Raw genomic sequence first — 19,505 nt, forward strand, 5'->3', positions numbered from 1 at the left:
GTCTAAGAGGGCGAATTATTCCGCGGTTCCACCTCATATTTACAGCTGATTCACATCAAACTGCCTTAATAAGTTTGTTAATAAACCTATAGCTGTAACGGGCTACCCGGACTGCTCTACTGTTTTTTCAAGGAGTCAACTCACAGATGTGATTCATCCACGCCGTTATCTCATTTCCACCATCAAAGACTCTCTATTAGCGGTCAGTGAATTACTAGTTCTGTTCCAAGTTGTTTTAATATTCTTCAATATTATCCGATAGCACCATCTTTGTCAATAATTTTACTTACTTTTTAACATAAGTTTGCTTATCTACATCAAGAAGAGGACTCTTTTCGCCAGTATAAATAATGTCCAACTTATACATCGCACGTGAAGTTATCGTATAAACTAATTGAGTTTCATCAAGTTTATGATAATTCTTTTTAGAAGCATCCCACATAATTACTGAATCAAATTCTAAACCCTTAGCAAGATAAGAAGGAACTACTATAGTTCCAGGTACTAGACGCTGATTGGCAGTTGCAATTAAAGTAACCTTTTCACCGTGCTCTTTTAATTGTTCACTAACTTCTCTTGCACTGGCTAAATCTTTAGTAATAATAGCAGTAGTTTGCTTATTTTTATTATTATCATTTAAAATTTGCACTGCTACATTAATTGCTTGTTCATCATTTGCTCTTCCCCAAACTGCAGGTTTTGGACCACGACGATTGAAGGATTCAATTTTTTCACCTTCACGCAAAATTTGCTTAGTAAAGTCTGTAATTTCTTTAGTTGAACGATATGATTTAGTTAGTTGCACTACATCCGTTTTTTCAGGATCAAACAAACCAGAAATTTGTTTTAAAAGACTGCGGCTTTCATCTTTAGTAAAAATCGCTTGATTCAAATCTCCTAACATTGTGAACTTAGCTCGGGGAAAGTTAAACTTAAGATATGCTAATTGGAAAGGAGTATAATCTTGAATTTCATCAATGAAGGCATAACGCATTTCATAATTAGTTCTACGTCCTATTACTAAATCATAAAGATATAGGTAAGCAGAAACATCATTCATATGAATATCATGCTGTTTAAAACCTTCTTTAACTTCTTCAACATGTTTATCCCATGCTGTTTCAGAAATTCCCCACTTACTTAAATCAGTCATCTTTGGAACGGCACGTAAAAAGCGCAAGTATTGAGCACGCATATTAATAAATTGATTACGATTAATTCTTTGATTAACCTTTTTCAATTCTTTAACAACAATTTTTCTGCCTAAAAATTTTTCTTCTTCAGTTTCTGAAGAAAATTCTTGATCTGGACGGTCATACAAATTGTTCAATTCTTCTTTACTTAAACCTTCAATTGTTTCAGATACCCATTTTTTCTTTACTTCTGGAGCAATCTTACGATTAAGCAACTTAACTAATTCTTCACGAGTTGCATCAATTCTATTAGCTAATTTGTAATTATCATTGAAAGAATAGTATATTTCTTTGATTTTTTCTTTATCAAAATATGGCTTTTTCTTATCGCGGAAATAAATATTCTTAAATACCATTCCTCGCTTATTTAAATGTTTAGCATAGCGAGTAACTAAGTTAAAGAAGTTAACAGAATCCTTAAAGGCCCCAATTGTTGTATCTGCTGTTTTATCTTCAAATTGTTTAAAAAGATTTTCAACATTCATTCCCGGTAAACGTCTGGATACAAATTGCCAATAAGTCATTTGAACCATGTTTTGCTCACCCATTTCAGGTAACACATTCTTGATATAATCATTAAACAACTGATTAGGACTAAACATGATTACATCACTAGAAGTTAAATTACCACGATAGCGATACAATAAATAAGCAATTCTTTGTAAAATTGCACTTGTCTTTCCAGAACCAGCTGCTCCTTGGACAAATAACAAGTCAGCACTAGTATTACGAATAATTTTATTTTGTTCTTGCTGAATCGTGGTTACAATTGACTTCATTTGGGTGCTTGATTTTTCAGATAAAGCTTCTAAAAGCATCTGATCTCCAATAGATTCATTGGTATCAAACATGTTGATAATTTTACCATTTTCAATCATAAATTGACGTTTTTTAGTCATGTCAACTGTTACTTCTCCAGCTGGTGAATTATAAGTAACATTGCCAAGTTTTCCATCGTAATAAATTGAAGAAATTGGAGCACGCCAATCATAAACCAAAAAATGATCCTCAGTATCCGCAAAAGATCCTAACCCAATATAAATTGTTTCTGGTTTTGAACCTTTTTCAGTAAAATCTACTCGTGCAAAGTATGGTTTCTTTTCTAAACGTTCAATTGTATCAAGTTGCTTTGCAGAATGCTGCCAAGCATGTTCACGCTCGCTTAAGAGTTGCTGTTGCTGGTGAATAGATAGGGCTGTTTCCATTGAAGTAGAATATCCATCATAGTCAAGTTTCACATCATCAAAGAAATGAGAATTAAGATCCCGTGCTTCACCTTCTGCTGATTTAATCGATTTTTTAAGTTCTTTTTCTTTATTTTCAATAAGACCCATTACATAATCAAGATGGGATTGTTCATATTGTTCTTCACTTGTTTTTTCAGTCATATTGTCACCTTCCAAAAAAAGCTTGTATAATATTTTATCATTATTTACGTTGCCATCCTACTGTTTAACACTTTGCTAACAAAACATAAGCAAATATTTATAAAAATTTCACTATTTAGGTTTATAATTCTAAAAATGGAGTTGATAAAAATATGAAATCATTTTTCCGTTTTTTGAGGAATCTTTTATTTTTACTAGTTTTAGCATTTGGAATTTGGACTTATAACAATGACGCAAATGTTAGAACTGCAACCAATGATTCTTTTACTACTTTAAATACTAGAATCAAGCAAATTTTTACAACGGGAGATTTAAATCTTCCCAAATTTAACAATTCAGCAACTAATTCAAATAATAAACAAAGTTCTATTGAAGAAAAAACAAGTACCAAAAATTCTGGTAGCTGGGCTAAGGCTGAGGCTAACGTGTATATAAATATAAAAAATAATCCTCAGTTACGCTCTGCCACAATTGATGCAATAAATGCTTGGAATAGAACTGGAGCTTTTACTTTTAGAGAAACAAATGATAAATCAAATGCTCAAATTACAGTAAGTGTAATTGATGATAGCTCCACAAGTGCTGCCGGAGTTACTTCAACTACTTATAATCCTGTTACAGGGCACTTATTAAAAGCAAGAGTGCACCTTAATCGCTATTATCTTCAGAATAACTGGTATGGTTATAGTGATAGCCGCATTATTAATACTGCTGAACATGAGTTAGGGCACGCCATTGGCCTAGATCATAATAATGGCGTTTCAGTTATGTATCCTAAAGGTTCTATCTATACTATTCAGCCTCGCGATATCACTGCTGTTAAAAAAATCTATCAAGAAAGCTAATTTTCATTTTCAATCACTTCCATTACAATAGAAGTGATTGTTTTTATTTAAGGAGAAAACTATGAAAAAAATATATATTGTTCGTCACGGACAAACTTTCATTAACCGCTATAATAAGATGCAAGGATGGTGCGATACTCCTTTAACCACTCTGGGAGTTGAAGGAGCTGAAGAAGCTGGAAAAAATTTAGCCCAAATTCCATTTGATATTGCTATTTCAAGTGATTTAAAACGTGCTAGTGATACTTGTGAATTAATCATGAAGCACAATGTAAATAAAAATGAATTGCAACACATTGCTAGTCCATTTTTCCGTGAACAATTTTATGGCTATTTTGAAGGAATGGAATCTGAAATGGCTTGGCGAATGATTGGCGGACCACATGGATATGATGACCGTCATAAAATGCTTAAAGAAGAGCGGATTGACACTATTAAAAATTGGATCAAAGAAGCTGATCCTTACCATGAAGCAGAAAACGCTCAAGAATATTGGGAGCGAGTTGACCAAGGATTCAGAATGATTAGTGAACTTGATGGGGCAGAAAATATTTTACTTGTTACTCATGGCTTTACTATTCGTAGTATTGTTGATCATTATGGAAGTGACATTGATATTAGTCAAGGACCACGTAATGCTTCAATTACCATTATGACTATGAATGATAACGGTAAAATGAAAATTACCTCTTATAACAAAATGCATGTATAAACAAAAATCTCGGCAATAGCCGAGATTTTTTAGTCTTTTTCTAATACAATTCCTTCATACAGCTTAACTGTAATTAAGTAATAAAGGAAATATAGTACTAAGAATATAGTGAATGGAATCCAAATTTTATCATATGGATTAGAAAGCAAGCTCTTAAAGAACTGTAATCCAAATAATACATCTACAATTCCTAAAATTGCAGGAAGTGCAAACAATACCCCTATTTCCTGGGAAATAGATTTCTTAAGTAATTTCTTTTGCGTTCCCATTTTCCATAACATCTTATAACGTGGCTTATCAGCACCTGCTCCTGATAAAACTTTAAACATTAGTGTGGAAGCAAGCATTGCCAAAAATGCAATTCCTAAGAAAAATCCCATAAATTCAAATCCAGAAGCAATCATTAAGACAGGACGATATGAACCTGACTTAGTTCCAGTTAATAATATATCTTTCATCTCTGAACTTATATTTTGTGGAAGAGCAGCTTGTTGCAAGCTTTCTATATTATTAAAATTCTTCTTAAAGTCATTTACCAAGAGTAAATCAACTTGCTCCTCTTTAAATTTTAAACTGTTAAATTCTTTTTGAGAAACTATTTTTAAGTCTGCATCAAAAGATACTGGCAGTAAACTTAATAATCCTCGTTGCAAACTATAACGTTTTACCTCATCTTTTTGATTTAAGTTTTTAGTAGTTAAAGTAATTGTAGTATATGATGGCGTTGCTTCTTTCATATTATAATTTTGAATTTTGATTTTATCTTTATCAATTTCATTACTGCTTACATATACTATTTGCTTGTCATCAGTTCCTTTTTGCTTTTGAGTTAAAACTTTATAATCGAGTGTTGTCTTTTGTTGAACATTAACTTCTTTCAATTTTTTATCAACAGTTTTATTTTTATTAAATAAAACTACATCATAATAATTCGCCTTCATAGTTTGGTCAGTTAGATTACTAAAGTTAAGTCCAACAGTAATTGCACCCAGTGCCAAAGCAAAAAGCAAAGAAACAACTGTTAAAATTCGATTGTAATCGTGAATTCTGAATTTTAATTGACCAAGTGTAAATACACGAAGTTTTTTATAAGAAAAAGTGTGTTGTCTTTCTAAAAATGCAATAGCAGTAGTTGATAAAGATGCAAATAAGAAGTAAGAACCTAAAGTAATGGTTACAAAACCAATAAAGATTGAATTAGTCTTCAATTCCTTATAATTAGCCATTGACCAATATCCTAGTGCTAAAAGAACAATACCACTAATTGCTTCAATTCCGCGCCATACTGGATGTTTAGCTAATTTAACAGGTGTCTGATCTTCATGAACTAAATCAATTACCTTGGTTTTACGTAATTTAATACTGTTCCAAATTGCAGCTAAAAAGAATAAAATCACGAAGAATACTAAAGTCCAAATAAGAGCTGGAATATAAATACCAACAAATTTTGATATTTTTAAGCCAAGTTGATTAACTAAAAGAGTTGAAACCCCTTGTGTTAAGAAAATACCAATAATTTCTCCTAACATAGTTGCTAAAATACCAATAATTAAAGTTTCAGTAAAAATCAATCGACCAATCTTAGAATTGCGTGCCCCAAGCATCATGTATATTCCATAGTCATGCTTACGCATACTTAATAAAAAGCTATTGGCATAGACTACATAGACCAAAGTAATTAAAGATAGCAATACAATTCCTACACCAAATACAATTTGGGTTGTTTGAAAAGCGATGACTAAATTTTTCTTCAGAAAACTTGGATTAAGTGCCAAAGTCAAAAACATGTAGAAAACAGCCGCCGATAAAGTCAACCCTGAAAACAAGACCGCATAGTCTTTAAAACGACTTTTTAGTCCTGTAAAAGAAAGTTTCCACAACATATTTTTCCTCCTTAATTTCTACCAAGTTCTGCAATAATATCTTGATAAAACTCCTCACGTGTCTTATCTTCACGCTTCAATTCTTTACCAATTTTCCCATCTTTAATAAATAAAATTCTTTGAACATAAGAAGCAGAATAAGGGTCATGAGTTACCATCAAAATAGAAACTTTATCACGTTCATTTAAAGTCTTCATAGTTTCTAATAACTCAGTAGCTGACTTAGAGTCAAGAGCACCAGTCGGTTCATCTCCTAGTAAAATAGCTGGTTCATGAACAAGCGCACGAGCTGAAGCAACACGCTGTTTTTGACCACCGGAAATCTCTGCCGGATACTTATTTAAAATATTTTCAATATCAAGTTTTTTAGCAATTTGATCAACAAGTTTGTCAATTTTAGAAGAAGATACACCTTGCAAACTAAGAGGGAGGGCAATATTTTCTCGATTAGTTAAATTCTCTAATAAATTAAAATCTTGAAAAATAAAACCTATTTCTTTACTACGAAAATCTGCCATTTCATTTGCTTTAAGGGTATTAATATCACGATTATTAATAAAAACATTTCCAGTAGTTGGCTTATCCAAAGTAGACAAAATATTAAGAAGGGTGGTTTTACCAGAACCAGAAGCACCCATAATTGCTACAAATTCACCTGTTTCTACTGAAAAATCAACGCCTTTTAAAGCTTGGTATTGTTTTTCACCTTTTTTACCGTATGTTTTAGTTACTGCATCAACATTTACTACTTTAGACATAATTATTTCCTCTCTTTTAAGCTATCATAATACTGTATTATTTATATAATACAGTATTATGATTTGGAGATTTTGTCAATAAATTTTTGCTTAAATCCAGAAAACTTTGTAAACTTTAATTAGATTTGGAGGAAAAATATGGCAGAATTAAATTTCAATTATTTAAAAAATAATTCAATTTTTGCAAGTGAGTATAAGCCTGCTAATAAATTACTGAAACTCTACAATTTAGAATATTATCGTGAAGTAATGATTAATGCTCGCTTATTAGCAGAAAATATCGTCAAAAAAATTTTTGATTTAGAAAACTTAAATAAGTATTATCCTCTCACAAATGGTGAGGAAAGACGTACTTTACGTAGCAATACTAAGTACTTGCAAACTGAACTAGATTATCCATTAAGTATTATTAACTTACTTAACGAAGTAAGGCGTTTTGGTAATGATGCAGTTCATGATCAAAATTATAAATTTTCTAAAGGACAAGCATGGCGCGCCATTTGCGATATTAATGATATTTTTGTTTTTATATTAAATACTTATACTGATAAAAAACTCTATTATATGCGTCCAGATATCGCAATGGATGCAGCAAGTAATAAACGATACAATAAGCGCAACATTATTAATTCACCTAAAAAGTTAGCAATTAAAAAACATCATTCTGAAGTTTCTCAAGCTCGTGAACTAGTAAAAAATAAGAAAAAGCACCATTTTTCAAGTCGATTAAAGAAATTCTTACGAAAAAAATAAAAGCTCCAATTTAGGAGCTTTTATTTAATTTCAACACTCTTAATTAATTGTTTGCCATCTTTATTTTCAAAACTAGCATAGTCTTCCATGATGACCATTTTTTTATGCTTATATTTGTAAATTGCATCAAATTTAACTTCGCTATGATTTACCCCAGTTGGTAAAACTGACTGCACAGTAACTTGAACGCTCAATTTTTTAGATTTATATTCTTTACGTGCCTCTTTAACTTCCTTTTTCAATTTTTTATAACTTTTATTTTTATCACCTTTTACAAAATTATTAGGATCAACTTTTAAAAAAGTATGCGCCAAAATACTAGAAGCTTCTTTAGCTTGAATTAGCCCTGGCCATAATGGATTAACAATATAATTACCATCAGTATCGCGATAAACAGCGACTTTTTTATTACCTAAATAACTTTTAGTATGAGAATAATCTCTACTACCTTCTGCAGTATTAGGAATCTGCTGTTTAATAGCTTGAGCTAAATTATCTACTGCTTCACTTTTAATAATTTTATCTTTATATTTAGTTTGCACATAAAGTGTCATATTCTTTGACATTGGATAATTTTTAAATATATATTGTCCTGATTTATCTAAATTAGCAACTTTTTTATCATTAATATAGACTTCACTCTTGGGAACGCTTTTAATTCTAAAAGTTGCTGTTTTTATTAACATATCGATAGTTTTATTTGACCATACATCAATTAAAGAATCTGACTTAAGTGTTCGACCGTCTACTTTAGTATTTACTACTAAATGGTATTCCCCAGGAAATATTAAACCTAAATTTTGATAATAGTTTTGACCTCCTCCCTTCATAGTTCCACGATTATTTCCATTTACAGTCAAATATGAATTAGGATTATTTGTTTCAACTTGAGGTTGATAAACTTTAATGCGCAGTTGATATTTTGGAAAAATCATAAAATATTCTCCATTTTGAACCAGCTGAATCTGTCCATTATATTGTCCATCATGCAAATCATTTGATAATTCCGTTAATTCTTGTGGATGCTTGCGATAATAATTTTGCAAAGGCTCTAAGCTCTCTTTAGTTACTTTTATATCTGGATCAACGGGTTGGACTAATTTATCTAATCCCCTGTCTGAAGCTTTCATACTAGTTATTATACGATCAATTTGTTTATCTTTTTGATAATAATATTTTCCAAAAATATAACCACATCCAATTGCCACTAAACAAACCACTGTAATTGCAATCAGCCATTTATGCTTAGTTGACCATTTTTTCTTTTTATTTTTTAGAATCGTTTCTCTTTTTTTCATTTTTCTTCCTACTTATTAATTTATCCTCTACCTTATTAATTTATCCTCTACATATTTAGCCTAACAATTTACCAAAAATAAGCAAATTATTTGTATTAATTATAGTATTCTAGTAGTAAGGAGAAAAAGATGAAAAAGATGAAAAAGATGAAATTTATTTGTATTTTACTTGTCGCATCTGCCTTTCTTGCAGGATGTGCACAAAAGAAAATCTCAACACCAAAATCTAACTCTAAAAGAGCAGTTCAAAAACCAGAAGTAATCGATAAAAAAATAAAATCAATGACTCTTGATCAAAAAATTGGACAGCTTTACTTCGCACATAGCAGCGGTAACTACAAGCAAATGCTGCATGATGTTAAAAAATATCAGCTTGGTGGTATTACTCTTTTCAGTCCAGATTATCAAAGAAGAAGTCAATCACAATTTCAACATGAAATGCAAAATTATCAAAAAGCTAGCCAACATGGCTTACTAATTGCTACCGACCAAGAAGGCGGAAGTGTTTCTCGATTATCAAAAACTAGTCTTGCCAAAGGACGTGACTTTCTCAGTCCACAGGCACTATATCGTAAAGGCGGTCTCAAAAAAATCAAGCAAGAAAATAAAGAAGTTGCACAATTGCTTCGCAAAAATGGTATTAATATGGATTTTGCTCCGGTTGCCGATGTTGCACTAAAACCTTCAAGTTTTATTTATGACCGAACTTTGGGAGAAAATTATCAAAAAACCGCTGAATATATTCCCGTAGCTGTTAAAGCAATACAAAGCAAGAATGTAGCGGCCGTTCTAAAACATTTTCCTGGATATGGGGATGCAAAAGATACTCATAATGGTTTTGCAAAAATCGACAAAAGTCTTTCTAAATACCAAAAAGAAGACTTACTTCCATTTAAAGCAGGTATAAATTCAAAAGTTAGCGGTATTATGGTTTCACATATTATCATTAACTCTTTAGAGAGCAAGAAACCAGCTTCTCTTTCTCTAAAAACTCACCAGCTTCTAAGAAATAACTTACAATATCAAGGATTAATCATAACCGATGATCTACAAATGGGTGCCATTACCGAATATGGTCGTATGAGTCATCAAAATGTTGATGTTTTAGCATTACAGGCTGGAAATGACCTTTTGTTAGGCGGTGATTATCAAAGTGGCATCCCTGCCATTAAAGAAGCTATAAGAAAAGGACAAATTTCCGAAAAGCAAATTAATAAATCTGTCAAAAGAATTCTTAAATTAAAGCAAAAACTAAATATTTTAAAATAAAAAAAGAACCTTGTTAATTCAAGGTCCTTTTTTTATAGAATGGTTATTCCAAGCAAAGTACTTACAACTACTGCAATAGCAATTGGAACTACTGCATCCAGCTTACCTTCTTCAAGAGTTTGTAAGGTTTTATCTCCATCATTATAGGACAAAGCTAAAGAGTTAATTGTTTGCTCATTTTCCTTCAATAGCTTATCCTCATCTTGAATAATGGTAGCAAGATGTTCCACGTTTAAGCCAATCTCACCACTTAATTGAATCTCCGCATCAGTCAAGCGACTCATAAAGTAAGGCAAAATTGATGAAAGAGAGTTGTACTTTTGGAATTGTTGTTCAAATTCAATCAACTCATTCACAGCATTATTTAGCTCTGCTATTACTTTTTCTAGCTCTTCGATGCTATGTAATTGATTCCAAATATTCTGACTTAATTCAGCACCTGAATATTGATCAAGATATGGGAAAAACTCATAATTATCATGTGCTTTTTCATAAACAATTGCATTCGACTCTAATGCTCGCGTAATTCGTTCAATTCCTTGTTCATCTAGTTCCATGTTGGCAGTATCACGATGAACTGCATGATTTAATTCTGCAGGATTAACAATTAGAGTTCGATTATAATCACGATAATAATTTGGATTATCAATTAAGAAATCCTGTTTTTCAGGATTTGTTCGATTAACAATTACCAACAAACTTCTAATTGCATCTGCTCGCAAAAGTTTTTCAACTAGATGGTCAGCAAATAATCCTCGAGTTTCTAATTTTAATTTTTGATAAACTGCATCTTTATGAAGAGCAATTTGATTACGAATTTTAGCTTTATCTAATTCACTCTTTGCTCGATAAATTCGTCCTTCCTCAATATCACGAGATTGAACTTCAATTAAGAAAATTCCTGCTGGAGTGATAGCAATATGAGCAATTTGAATATAATCACCATTTTTAGTTGGTAAAGTAACATTATTCAAAATTTGAACTGTTGAATCACCCTTAAGCTTTTCAATTGCTTCTGCTTCACCAGCTGTTTCTGCTAGCATAGCACTTAATTTTTTATAAGCGTCTTGTTTACTGTTACCTTTAAAAATTTCAACAGGTCTTAAATACCATTGTAAATCAGCAATTTTTTTATAAATAGCTGAATCCGGCTGACGTAATACCGCAATTTTACTATATAAATCATTTACTTCATTATTATAAGCAGCAAAAGTACTATTAATAAGGTCAATTCCTGTAAGATTATTCATTGATAAATCATGAGAAATTTGATCTTGCTTACTCTCTTTTTTTCCTTTTCGCTTACGTCCAACATATTCGGCTTGCTGAAGAGTATCAATAGCTTTAGAATCACTCACTTTTTGATAATTAAACCAATTATAGGTTCCAGTTGGAGCACCATCTTTAATTTTTTCAACTTGCTTCAATTTGGCAGAGATAATGTTGTCATACTTCTTTCGCACTTGTTCTACTTTGCTAGGGACACTATAGAAATCACTATATTTTTCTAAAGAAAAGACTTCGCCGCTCTCTCCGCAAAATAAGCGTTGTACAATTTTGCCATTTTTGTATGTTGTTAATAAATATCCAGCCCTGCTAATTGAAAACTCTCGCACTTGTGTAAGTTCACCAGTTATAGCATAAACTAATTGATAATGACGAAAGCCACCCTTATCATATATATCTCTGATTAATAAATCTCCACGTTCACTTTTAAGTATTCGATAATCATCATGACCATCTGAATCTGGCTGAACAAAACCATCTATTTTGTCAATTAAATCAACTATCTTATCATTAAAAGTTTTATATTCTGGTGTAAACTTCTTTTGAATTGTTTCAACTTTAGATTTAATTTGTAATAATTCATTATACGTTTTTTCTAAGCGTGTTTTATGCCACACTGTATAAATAGCATACTCTGCCAGCAGAATACCAATACTCAATACGAGCATCAGCCAAAACTTTCCCCCATTAAAACTCAATACTGTTCCCATTGCACACATAATAAAAATAGTAATGAGAAGTGGTACCCAAATTTGGGGCATTTTAGTTTCAACTCGATTAACCTTGCTTTCTGAGATGGTCGTAATTTTATCAGTTATCTGTTGGTATATTTTAGATTGATTAGCTGCTTGATCTCCAACTAATTCACGCTGCTTGGTAAGAATCTCCTTATCAAAGTCTTTATTAACAGCCATCAAATTCACTTCCTCCGTGGTTTTATCTTCTATACTTCCATTTTACTATAATTAATAAACTCTATTAAGATTATTTATCCCACCATATGCTCCAGCGTTTTGTCGGTAAAAATAATCCTCCCACAGTTATAATAATTCCTACAGCAATTGCAATTACTCTTAAAACCATCATCAATTCCTCAAAGAAAGTTAGACCAAGCGGGGAAGCAGGCAAATTCCCATAATAATAATGCTCAACAAGATCATAAAACTGACTGCTATTATATCCATAATGTTCAAAGTACTCATTAGGATTCATCTGATCTTTTTTACTTTTAGAAACATTACTTTTACTTTGAAGAGATTTTGTATTATTAGGTTTTAAATTATATTCATGCATTAAACGAGCTACATAAATTGCTGCATTATCAATACTATGAGCAAAATTTACCGGGTCATCTTCTTCTTTTAATTCTACATAAATATATTTGTGATCTTCAAAAGAAGATGAAGGATTATGAAATTGAATCACGCCATATTTATCAACATAAGCATGTACCTCATCTGCATTACCTCGTCCTTCACTAACTACAATTCCTGCAGGACGGTTATTATGATAATGTAGTCCTGTATTGCTATCTTTAACTTTAGTAATCAATAAGTTATGTGCTGCTTTTGTGCTGATATAAGTATTGATATTAGGTATCTCTGGAAAAAACAATCCACTAAAAATAATAATGATAAGCATCCCTAGCCATACTAAGCTAAAACTTCTCCGCCTATCTTCTCTGCGTTCTCTCATCTGTTACCAATCTTCCTAATCATCTGAATTTAATGCACACAATTTCTACCTATTGTATTGTATAATAATTTGTCTTATTACAAATAAAAAATTGAATAATTAGCTTCTATTTTACTAAATTTTTAACTAAAAATAAAAAATGACTAATTAATTCTGCCAGAGTAATCTTATTTCCCGGGAAATTATCATTTTTAAAGTATTCAAAAAACTGTCAATTGTGTTTTTTGTCAAACCCACCATCCCCACATTACTCAACTTTTCCAAAAAAGAAGTCCAGACTTTTCATAGAAGGTCTGGACTTTTTTGTCGCTTATATAATTGTTTTAACTACTTACTGCGCCATTTCTACTAAGACATAATTATTATTTGGGTCAAATTTACAACTTTAGTAATGCGAATTCCATATTTTGTCTACCCTGTTAATTATACTTAATAATTTTAGCATGTTTTATTAGGTATATTTAATAAAACAATGTATTTTTGTTAAGTATATTTAACAGCACCTTATTGAATTAGTTTTATAAACATAATATTTTTCCTTTATATAATATACCTTAAAAACATCGTTATCATTTTTGTACTTTCTTTTAAAGGCCTGTTTTCTTTCCCCACCCTCCCACGCCGGACAATGCTTCAGGCGTGTGGCCTGTACGCATGCTGACCCTTCAGCAAGACTTACTACCTCAGAAGACTTATAACCTTCTGGTTCTTGTCTTGAAGTGTTTTGTACATTATAGGCTATTACACTTGCTGAAGCTTTCGTCCTTTTGCATTTTTTGTTTTTTCAAGGAGGATTAGACCACATGAAGAAAAATTTACGTATCGTTAGCGCTGCTGCTGCCGCTTTACTTGCTGTTGCTCCGGTCGCTGTTTCTACTGTTTCTACTGCTAATGCAGCTGTTACTGTAAACAACGCTACTGCTTCACAACAAACTCCAGTTAAGGCTAACGCACTTACTGTTAACGTATCACTTAATGCTACTGCTGGTCAAACTACAGTTGCTGACGCAATCAAGTCAGTTAAGGTATCTGTAGATGGTGCTACTGTTAGTGCTAAGAACGTTGAAATCGTTAAGGCTGGTACTACTACTGCACTTTCAAACGACACTAAGTTAAACGCTGAAGACTCATACCAAGTTGTTGTTAAGAACTTTAACTTGACTGGTTTGACTACTGGTAAGGAATACACTATTGCAGGCGGTACTTTAGCAGGTAAGCCAGCAACTACTGCTTACAAGGCAAGTGAACTTTCACAAAACCAAGCATTCACTAGTGACTCATTCCACTTAACTGACAAGAACTTAACTGGTACTCCATACTTCGTTAAGGATAACACTGTTGTAACTAACGGTGCCGTTTCAGTTGCTGCTTCAACTAAGACTGTTAGCGTTTCAGATGTTGTTAAGGCTATCAACGCTCAAAACTACACTGTTAAGATGACTGACGGTGCTTCAGCTAAGGTTATGAACAACGTTAACGTTGAAGCTGCTGTAAACTCAGCATTATCAGCTGCAGGTATCGAAGTTAAGAATGGTTCATTCACTATTCCAAGTTCAAATGTATTTACTGTTAACTTAACTGCTACTGCAAACAACGAAAAGAGTGCAACTCTTCCAGTTATTGTTTCATTCAATACTCAAGCATTGACTGATGCAGAAGCTAAGACTTACCCAGTAATTACTTACAACAACAAGAACTACCAAGGTGCTAACCAAGCATTGTCATTAGCAAATGACGCTTCATTCAACTACATGCCACTTAACTCAAGTGTTAACACTAAGGCTATTGAAGAAGCATTTACTGCTGTTGTTTCATCAGACAACTCTACTAAGTTGAATGTTAAGGTTGACGCTTCTAAGGTTAACACTGCAGTAGCTGGTACTTACCCAGTAACTGTAAGTGCAACTAACCCATCAGGCAAGACTTCAAGCGTTGTATTCAACTTAACTGTTGGTGCTAAGAATGCTGCTTACAAGACTGTTAAGACTGCAGGTAACATTTACACTGTAAATGGTAACAAGGCTACTCAAACTAACAACACTGTAACTGTTGGTCAAAACGTTGCAACTTTCGGTACTGTAACTATTGACGGTGTTGAATACACTCGTATCAACAGCGCAAGCTCAGACGAATTTGTACAATCTTCAGTATTTACTGAAGAAGTTGGTGTAGACAAGACTGTTATGCACGCAGCTGCTTACTACGACAAGGATGGTAAGGCTACTACTCTTGACGGCAAGAAGACTGCTGCTTCATTCAGCACTATTTCAGTAGTTGCTAAGCCTGTAACTATCAACGGTGCAAGCTACTACAAGATTGCTAACAAGGACGCTTACGTTAAGGCTTCAAACATTGACGGTACTAAGCGTACTTTGAAGCACAACGCTTACATCTACGCAACTTCAACTAAGCGCGCAACTAAGACTGTTCTTAAGAAGGGTGAAACTGTTGTAACTTACGGCGGTTCATACAAGTTCAAGAACGGTAAGCGTTACTACCGTATTGAAGGCGCAACTGCAACTAAGAAGATGTACGTTAAGGTTGCTAACTTTTAATTAGAACTTAATTATAAAGAGAAAAAGTGAGATATATTCTCACTTTTTCTTTCAATTCATTTCTCCAAAATACAAACGAAAACCGCAGGTCCTCAATATTAAGGATCTGCGGTTTTTTTGTGTTAAAAAATTATCTATTGTTAAACTTTAGTACTTGCTATAATAATTTTTGGCACTACATACCCCTCCTTCATGAACAAGGAGGTAAAAAGATATGAAGAACATAACTCTATTTGACAATTTACAAGTATAATAACATGTTTTCTAACTAATTCCAATATATTGATTTGTTACTAGTTTAATGTAATCACCAAACAAAAAAGACGAGCTTATGCTCGTTTTTTTTGTTATTTTTATGCTATAATGAGATAAAGAAAAAAGAGTAGCTAATAGCTACTCTTCAGGCCCGCTTTAAGAGCGGTGGTTATATTACGAGTAGTTAGACGCAGCTCATAACTTTCCCCAAAGTTATATATGTGAGCGGCGTTTTTTGTTTGATAAACTATTTATCGTGATGGTTATCAATATACGACAAAAGCGCAATGATAAAAGAACCAAACATAATTGCAAGACTTAAAGCCTCGTAAACAGACATCTGGCAGAAACCTTTCTGTAAGTGATTGTGCCATAGGCCTCACATCCAGGAGACAAAAACTGCCACCGCTCATAAAACTTGCCGATTAATATTATACCAAATTAGAAAAACATTTCTAATGGTTCTTTTTTAACGAAAAAAGTCCAGACCTTCTATAAAAAGTCTGGACTTTCTTTTTTTGGAAAAGTTGAGTAAGTGAAGAATAAATCTTCACAAAACTAAATAATTAGATATTTTTGATCCTTTGAAACTAGTAGGGAATAGCTAATTACTTAAAGTTTGCAACCTTAACGTACATCTTCTTAGTTGCAGTTGCACCTTCAATACGGTAGTACTTCTTACCGTTCTTGAAAGTATGTGCGTAACCGTAAGTACGTACAGTAGTACCCTTCTTAAGAACCTTCTTTGATGCACGCTTCTTTGAAGTTGCATAGATGTAAGCATTGTGCTTCAAAGTACGCTTAGTACCTTCACCTTGAACGTTTGAAGCCTTGATGTATTCTTCAGCAGTTCCACTTACACGGTAGTACTTCTTACCGTTGATAGTCTTTTCACCGTATACAGCTTTGTCAGTGAATGCGTAGATCTTCTTACCAACACTTTGACCCTTGTCGTTGTAAACAGCTGAGTTAGTCATAACGTACTTAGTACCAGTTTGAGCAACTGAAGCTGGTTGTGCTGGAGTAGTGTCAACCTTAGTGTTGCTTAATGCGTCTGATGGTACGAAAGTGTTTGAACCAGCATTGTTAAGACGAGTGTAGCTCTTACCATCTACAGTAATAGTACCGAAAGTTTGAACAGCATCACCCTTCTTCAAAGTATTGTTGTCTTCAGTAACCTTGTTACCATTGATAGTTACAGTCTTAGTGTCGTTCTTCAACCATTGAGTACTTTGAACGTCAACGGCATTCTTCAATACAAATACACTAACAGTGATCTTTGAAGTATCACCAGCTGGGTTAGTAGCAGTAATCACTAATGGGTAGAAACCAGTTTGAGTAGCATTCTTAATTGCTGAATCATCAAACTTAGCAGAAATAGTGTTGTTGTTTGAAGTGTTACCTGAAACGTAAGCAGTAGTGTTCTTTTCAATATCTGCTACAATAGCACTTGCTGGACGAACTTCATTCTTGTTGCCTGAAGTGTAGAAGTAGTTAGTTACAGCAGCTGCTGGGATTGCAGTACCATTAACAATTCTGTCTGAGTTTTCAAGGTTACCCTTTACTCCAGCAATCTTGAAAGTTGGGTAGTTAATGTTGAACTTGTCTGCACGAACAGTAACGTTCAAGCTTGCAGTCTTACCATTTTCTGCCTTAACAGTTACAGTAAAGTGGAAGTTTGAAGATGGGTAATCAAAGTTACCGTTTGAAGTTCTCTTAATATTTTGAGCAACAAGTTGCTTTTCAATATCTGATGAAGTAGTTTCCATTGAAACTTGTGACTTACCAGCGTTGTGACCAAAACCATAAACCTTGTTGAATTGGTTTAATAAGTCTTGTGCTGAGAAAGTTGAAGTTTGAACAGTTTGAAGGTTGATTTCAGCTTGTCCATTTTCGATAACTTTGTTGTTAGTCTTGTTGTAGAAGTAAGGGGTACCTTGTTCATTGATACCAGTTACATCACGACTAGTTACGAAAGTTACGGCATTCTTTTCAGCGTCTGCCATAAGTTGTGCTTCAGTGCCCTTAGTAGGTGCATTGTATGATTCAGGAACTACATAACCCCAAGTCTTGTTTGATAACTTGTAACCTGATTGTAAAGCTGGAGTAGTATTCAAATTCTTTGGCCAGTATGCCTTGAATTGAAGAGTTTGAGTAAATACTCCATTGTTACCAGCAGTTACAGCTGAAACTTTGTTGTTACGAGCAACAGTACCAGCGTCAAAGCCAAGAGCTTGCATTTCAGTTGAGTTAATGCTGTTTTCGTTGAAAAGGCTATCTAAAGTTGAACCGGTAATAGTAACAGTTTTAAGAGCTAAGTCTTTCTTTAAAACTTTAGCACCTTCTGAGTTAGTGCTAGTAACTTCAAAGTTACTTGCATTAGCAGTAGAAACAGTAGAAACAGCGACCGGAGCAACAGCAAGTAAAGCGGCAGCAGCAGCGCTAACGATACGTAAATTTTTCTTCATGTGGTCTAATCCTCCTTGAAAAAACAAAAAATGCAAAAGGACGAAAGCTTCAGCAAGTGTAATAGCCTATAATGTACAAAACACTTCAAGACAAGAACCAGAAGGTTATAAGTCTTCTGAGGTAGTAAGTCTTGCTGAAGGGTCAGCATGCGTACAGGCCACACGCCTGAAGCATTGTCCGATTGCTTACCACGATTCATATTGTACTAACCTTAAGCAAAAAACGCAAGCTCAAAACACGTCTAAAAGCTATTTGTAATAAACTTTTTGTGCAAAAAAATAACAAACGAAATTTACTTACACTCCTTGAAGCCCAATCTAACAATAAAAGATAAGCTTTTAATTATCTTTACAGTTTATTTATTCTTTTTTTAAAAAATCTCAAATTTTACAAAATTTTGACGAAATTTTCTGCTTTTGTAACACTTAAGTACTCTTTTTACTACCTCCTTAAATATTTCGTATTGCTTTGAACAACAAAAAAACAACCTCTACGCGAGGTTGTTTTTTAATAATACGCATCTGAGTAACCAGCCCATCTGCAACTTATACTAACTAACAGCTCTAGTAACCAACTAAAGCAAAATAGCACAAGTGATTGATATATTTCATTAATTCTAACGCTAGTATACCACACTGCATCAAAGATTGATACAATATGACAGGTGCTTTCTAGCACACTTTTTATTATAACTCACCCTAACCAAGTGAGATCAAATAATAGAAAGGAGGTAGTACAGTGATTGATATATTTAAACAATTAATTACTCCATTGATTCTATTTTCACTGGGTTATGTTCTTAAATATGTAGCTGAGGTCATAAAGCAGTTTAGATTGTTGATTAACCACCATCAATCTAAATTCGACTTCAACTTTCAGCAACGACGAACTTGTCGCAAAAGACATCACTATGCTCAGTGGCACCAAAATCAAAAAGATTAATCTTTTGTACGACTACAAATGTGTAGTCGTTTTTTCTTATAAAAAACATTCTAAGCTTAATAGTGGATTGATTATCCGACGGGATAATTGATTCACTATTTTTCGTTTAGCCGTAAACTTTAAATAGTGATAAAACAATATGCCGAGAGGTGTTTAGGCGCATGACGCCGAATAAAAAACTGGCAGTTTTATCTTGCAGTTAG

At 33.1% G+C, this 19,505-nt stretch carries 13 protein-coding genes and 1 other annotated feature; of the genes, 5 read left to right on the forward strand and 8 right to left on the reverse strand.

Going from position 1 to position 19,505, the window contains the following annotated elements; genetic code table 11:
• Positions 1-3: 3 nt before the first annotated feature.
• Positions 4-237: a binding site (T-box leader), on the reverse strand.
• 49 nt (positions 238-286) lie between these two features.
• Positions 287-2,581 carry an RNA polymerase recycling motor HelD gene (gene helD, locus FOD82_RS07420; protein WP_144355799.1) on the reverse strand — a complete coding sequence of 765 codons (2,295 nt, stop codon included), beginning with the start codon at positions 2,579-2,581 and terminating at the stop codon, positions 287-289.
• A gap of 152 nt (positions 2,582-2,733) precedes the next feature.
• On the opposite strand from helD, the gene FOD82_RS07425 reads away from it, so the two are divergent.
• Both FOD82_RS07425 and FOD82_RS07430 read left to right on the forward strand, forming a co-directional pair.
• Positions 2,734-3,426, forward strand: a complete 693-nt coding sequence (locus FOD82_RS07425) for a matrixin family metalloprotease (RefSeq protein WP_144355800.1) — start codon at positions 2,734-2,736, stop codon at positions 3,424-3,426.
• 61 nt (positions 3,427-3,487) lie between these two features.
• Positions 3,488-4,138, forward strand: a complete 651-nt coding sequence (locus tag FOD82_RS07430) for a histidine phosphatase family protein (protein WP_144355801.1) — start codon at positions 3,488-3,490, stop codon at positions 4,136-4,138.
• A 29-nt stretch (positions 4,139-4,167) separates the two neighbouring features.
• Here the strand turns inward: FOD82_RS07430 and FOD82_RS07435 are convergent, their stop codons facing one another.
• Positions 4,168-6,021 (reverse strand): FtsX-like permease family protein, encoded by a 1,854-nt coding sequence (locus tag FOD82_RS07435; RefSeq protein ID WP_144355802.1) that lies wholly within the window; start codon positions 6,019-6,021, stop codon positions 4,168-4,170.
• 11 nt (positions 6,022-6,032) lie between these two features.
• Positions 6,033-6,779: an ABC transporter ATP-binding protein gene (locus tag FOD82_RS07440; protein WP_144355803.1), complete on the reverse strand. Its 747-nt coding sequence runs from the start codon at positions 6,777-6,779 to the stop codon at positions 6,033-6,035.
• A 138-nt stretch (positions 6,780-6,917) separates the two neighbouring features.
• On the opposite strand from FOD82_RS07440, the gene FOD82_RS07445 reads away from it, so the two are divergent.
• The gene (locus FOD82_RS07445) at positions 6,918-7,532 is read left to right on the forward strand and encodes a hypothetical protein (protein WP_144355804.1); all 615 of its coding nucleotides are present in this window, start codon (positions 6,918-6,920) and stop codon (positions 7,530-7,532) included.
• A 20-nt stretch (positions 7,533-7,552) separates the two neighbouring features.
• On the opposite strand, the gene FOD82_RS07450 is transcribed toward FOD82_RS07445, so the two are convergent.
• On the reverse strand, positions 7,553-8,830 hold the full coding sequence (locus FOD82_RS07450) for a hypothetical protein (RefSeq protein ID WP_144355805.1): 1,278 nt from the start codon (positions 8,828-8,830) through the stop codon (positions 7,553-7,555).
• A 129-nt stretch (positions 8,831-8,959) separates the two neighbouring features.
• Here FOD82_RS07450 and FOD82_RS07455 point away from each other — a divergent pair, with 129 nt between their 5' ends.
• Positions 8,960-10,099, forward strand: a complete 1,140-nt coding sequence (locus FOD82_RS07455) for a glycoside hydrolase family 3 N-terminal domain-containing protein (RefSeq protein WP_242450206.1) — start codon at positions 8,960-8,962, stop codon at positions 10,097-10,099.
• A gap of 32 nt (positions 10,100-10,131) precedes the next feature.
• Here FOD82_RS07455 and FOD82_RS07460 read toward each other — a convergent pair whose 3' ends face one another.
• Complete coding sequence (locus FOD82_RS07460) at positions 10,132-12,300, reverse strand: nuclease-related domain-containing protein (protein WP_144355806.1); 2,169 nt, start codon at positions 12,298-12,300, stop codon at positions 10,132-10,134.
• Positions 12,301-12,370: 70 nt separating this feature from the next.
• Complete coding sequence (locus FOD82_RS07465; protein ID WP_144355807.1) at positions 12,371-13,081, reverse strand: hypothetical protein; 711 nt, start codon at positions 13,079-13,081, stop codon at positions 12,371-12,373.
• A gap of 803 nt (positions 13,082-13,884) precedes the next feature.
• On the opposite strand from FOD82_RS07465, the gene FOD82_RS07470 reads away from it, so the two are divergent.
• Positions 13,885-15,636: an SLAP domain-containing protein gene (locus FOD82_RS07470; protein WP_144355808.1), complete on the forward strand. Its 1,752-nt coding sequence runs from the start codon at positions 13,885-13,887 to the stop codon at positions 15,634-15,636.
• Positions 15,637-16,138: 502 nt separating this feature from the next.
• Here FOD82_RS07470 and FOD82_RS09950 read toward each other — a convergent pair.
• Together FOD82_RS09950 and FOD82_RS07475 are read right to left on the reverse strand one after the other, a co-directional pair.
• Positions 16,139-16,231 (reverse strand): putative holin-like toxin, encoded by a 93-nt coding sequence (locus FOD82_RS09950; protein ID WP_347337947.1) that lies wholly within the window; start codon positions 16,229-16,231, stop codon positions 16,139-16,141.
• Positions 16,232-16,499: 268 nt separating this feature from the next.
• Positions 16,500-18,359: an SLAP domain-containing protein gene (locus FOD82_RS07475; protein ID WP_144355809.1), complete on the reverse strand. Its 1,860-nt coding sequence runs from the start codon at positions 18,357-18,359 to the stop codon at positions 16,500-16,502.
• Positions 18,360-19,505 lie beyond the last annotated feature (1,146 nt).

Source organism: Lactobacillus sp. LL6 (genome assembly GCF_007570935.1).
Taxonomy (GTDB): Bacteria; Bacillota; Bacilli; order Lactobacillales; family Lactobacillaceae; genus Lactobacillus.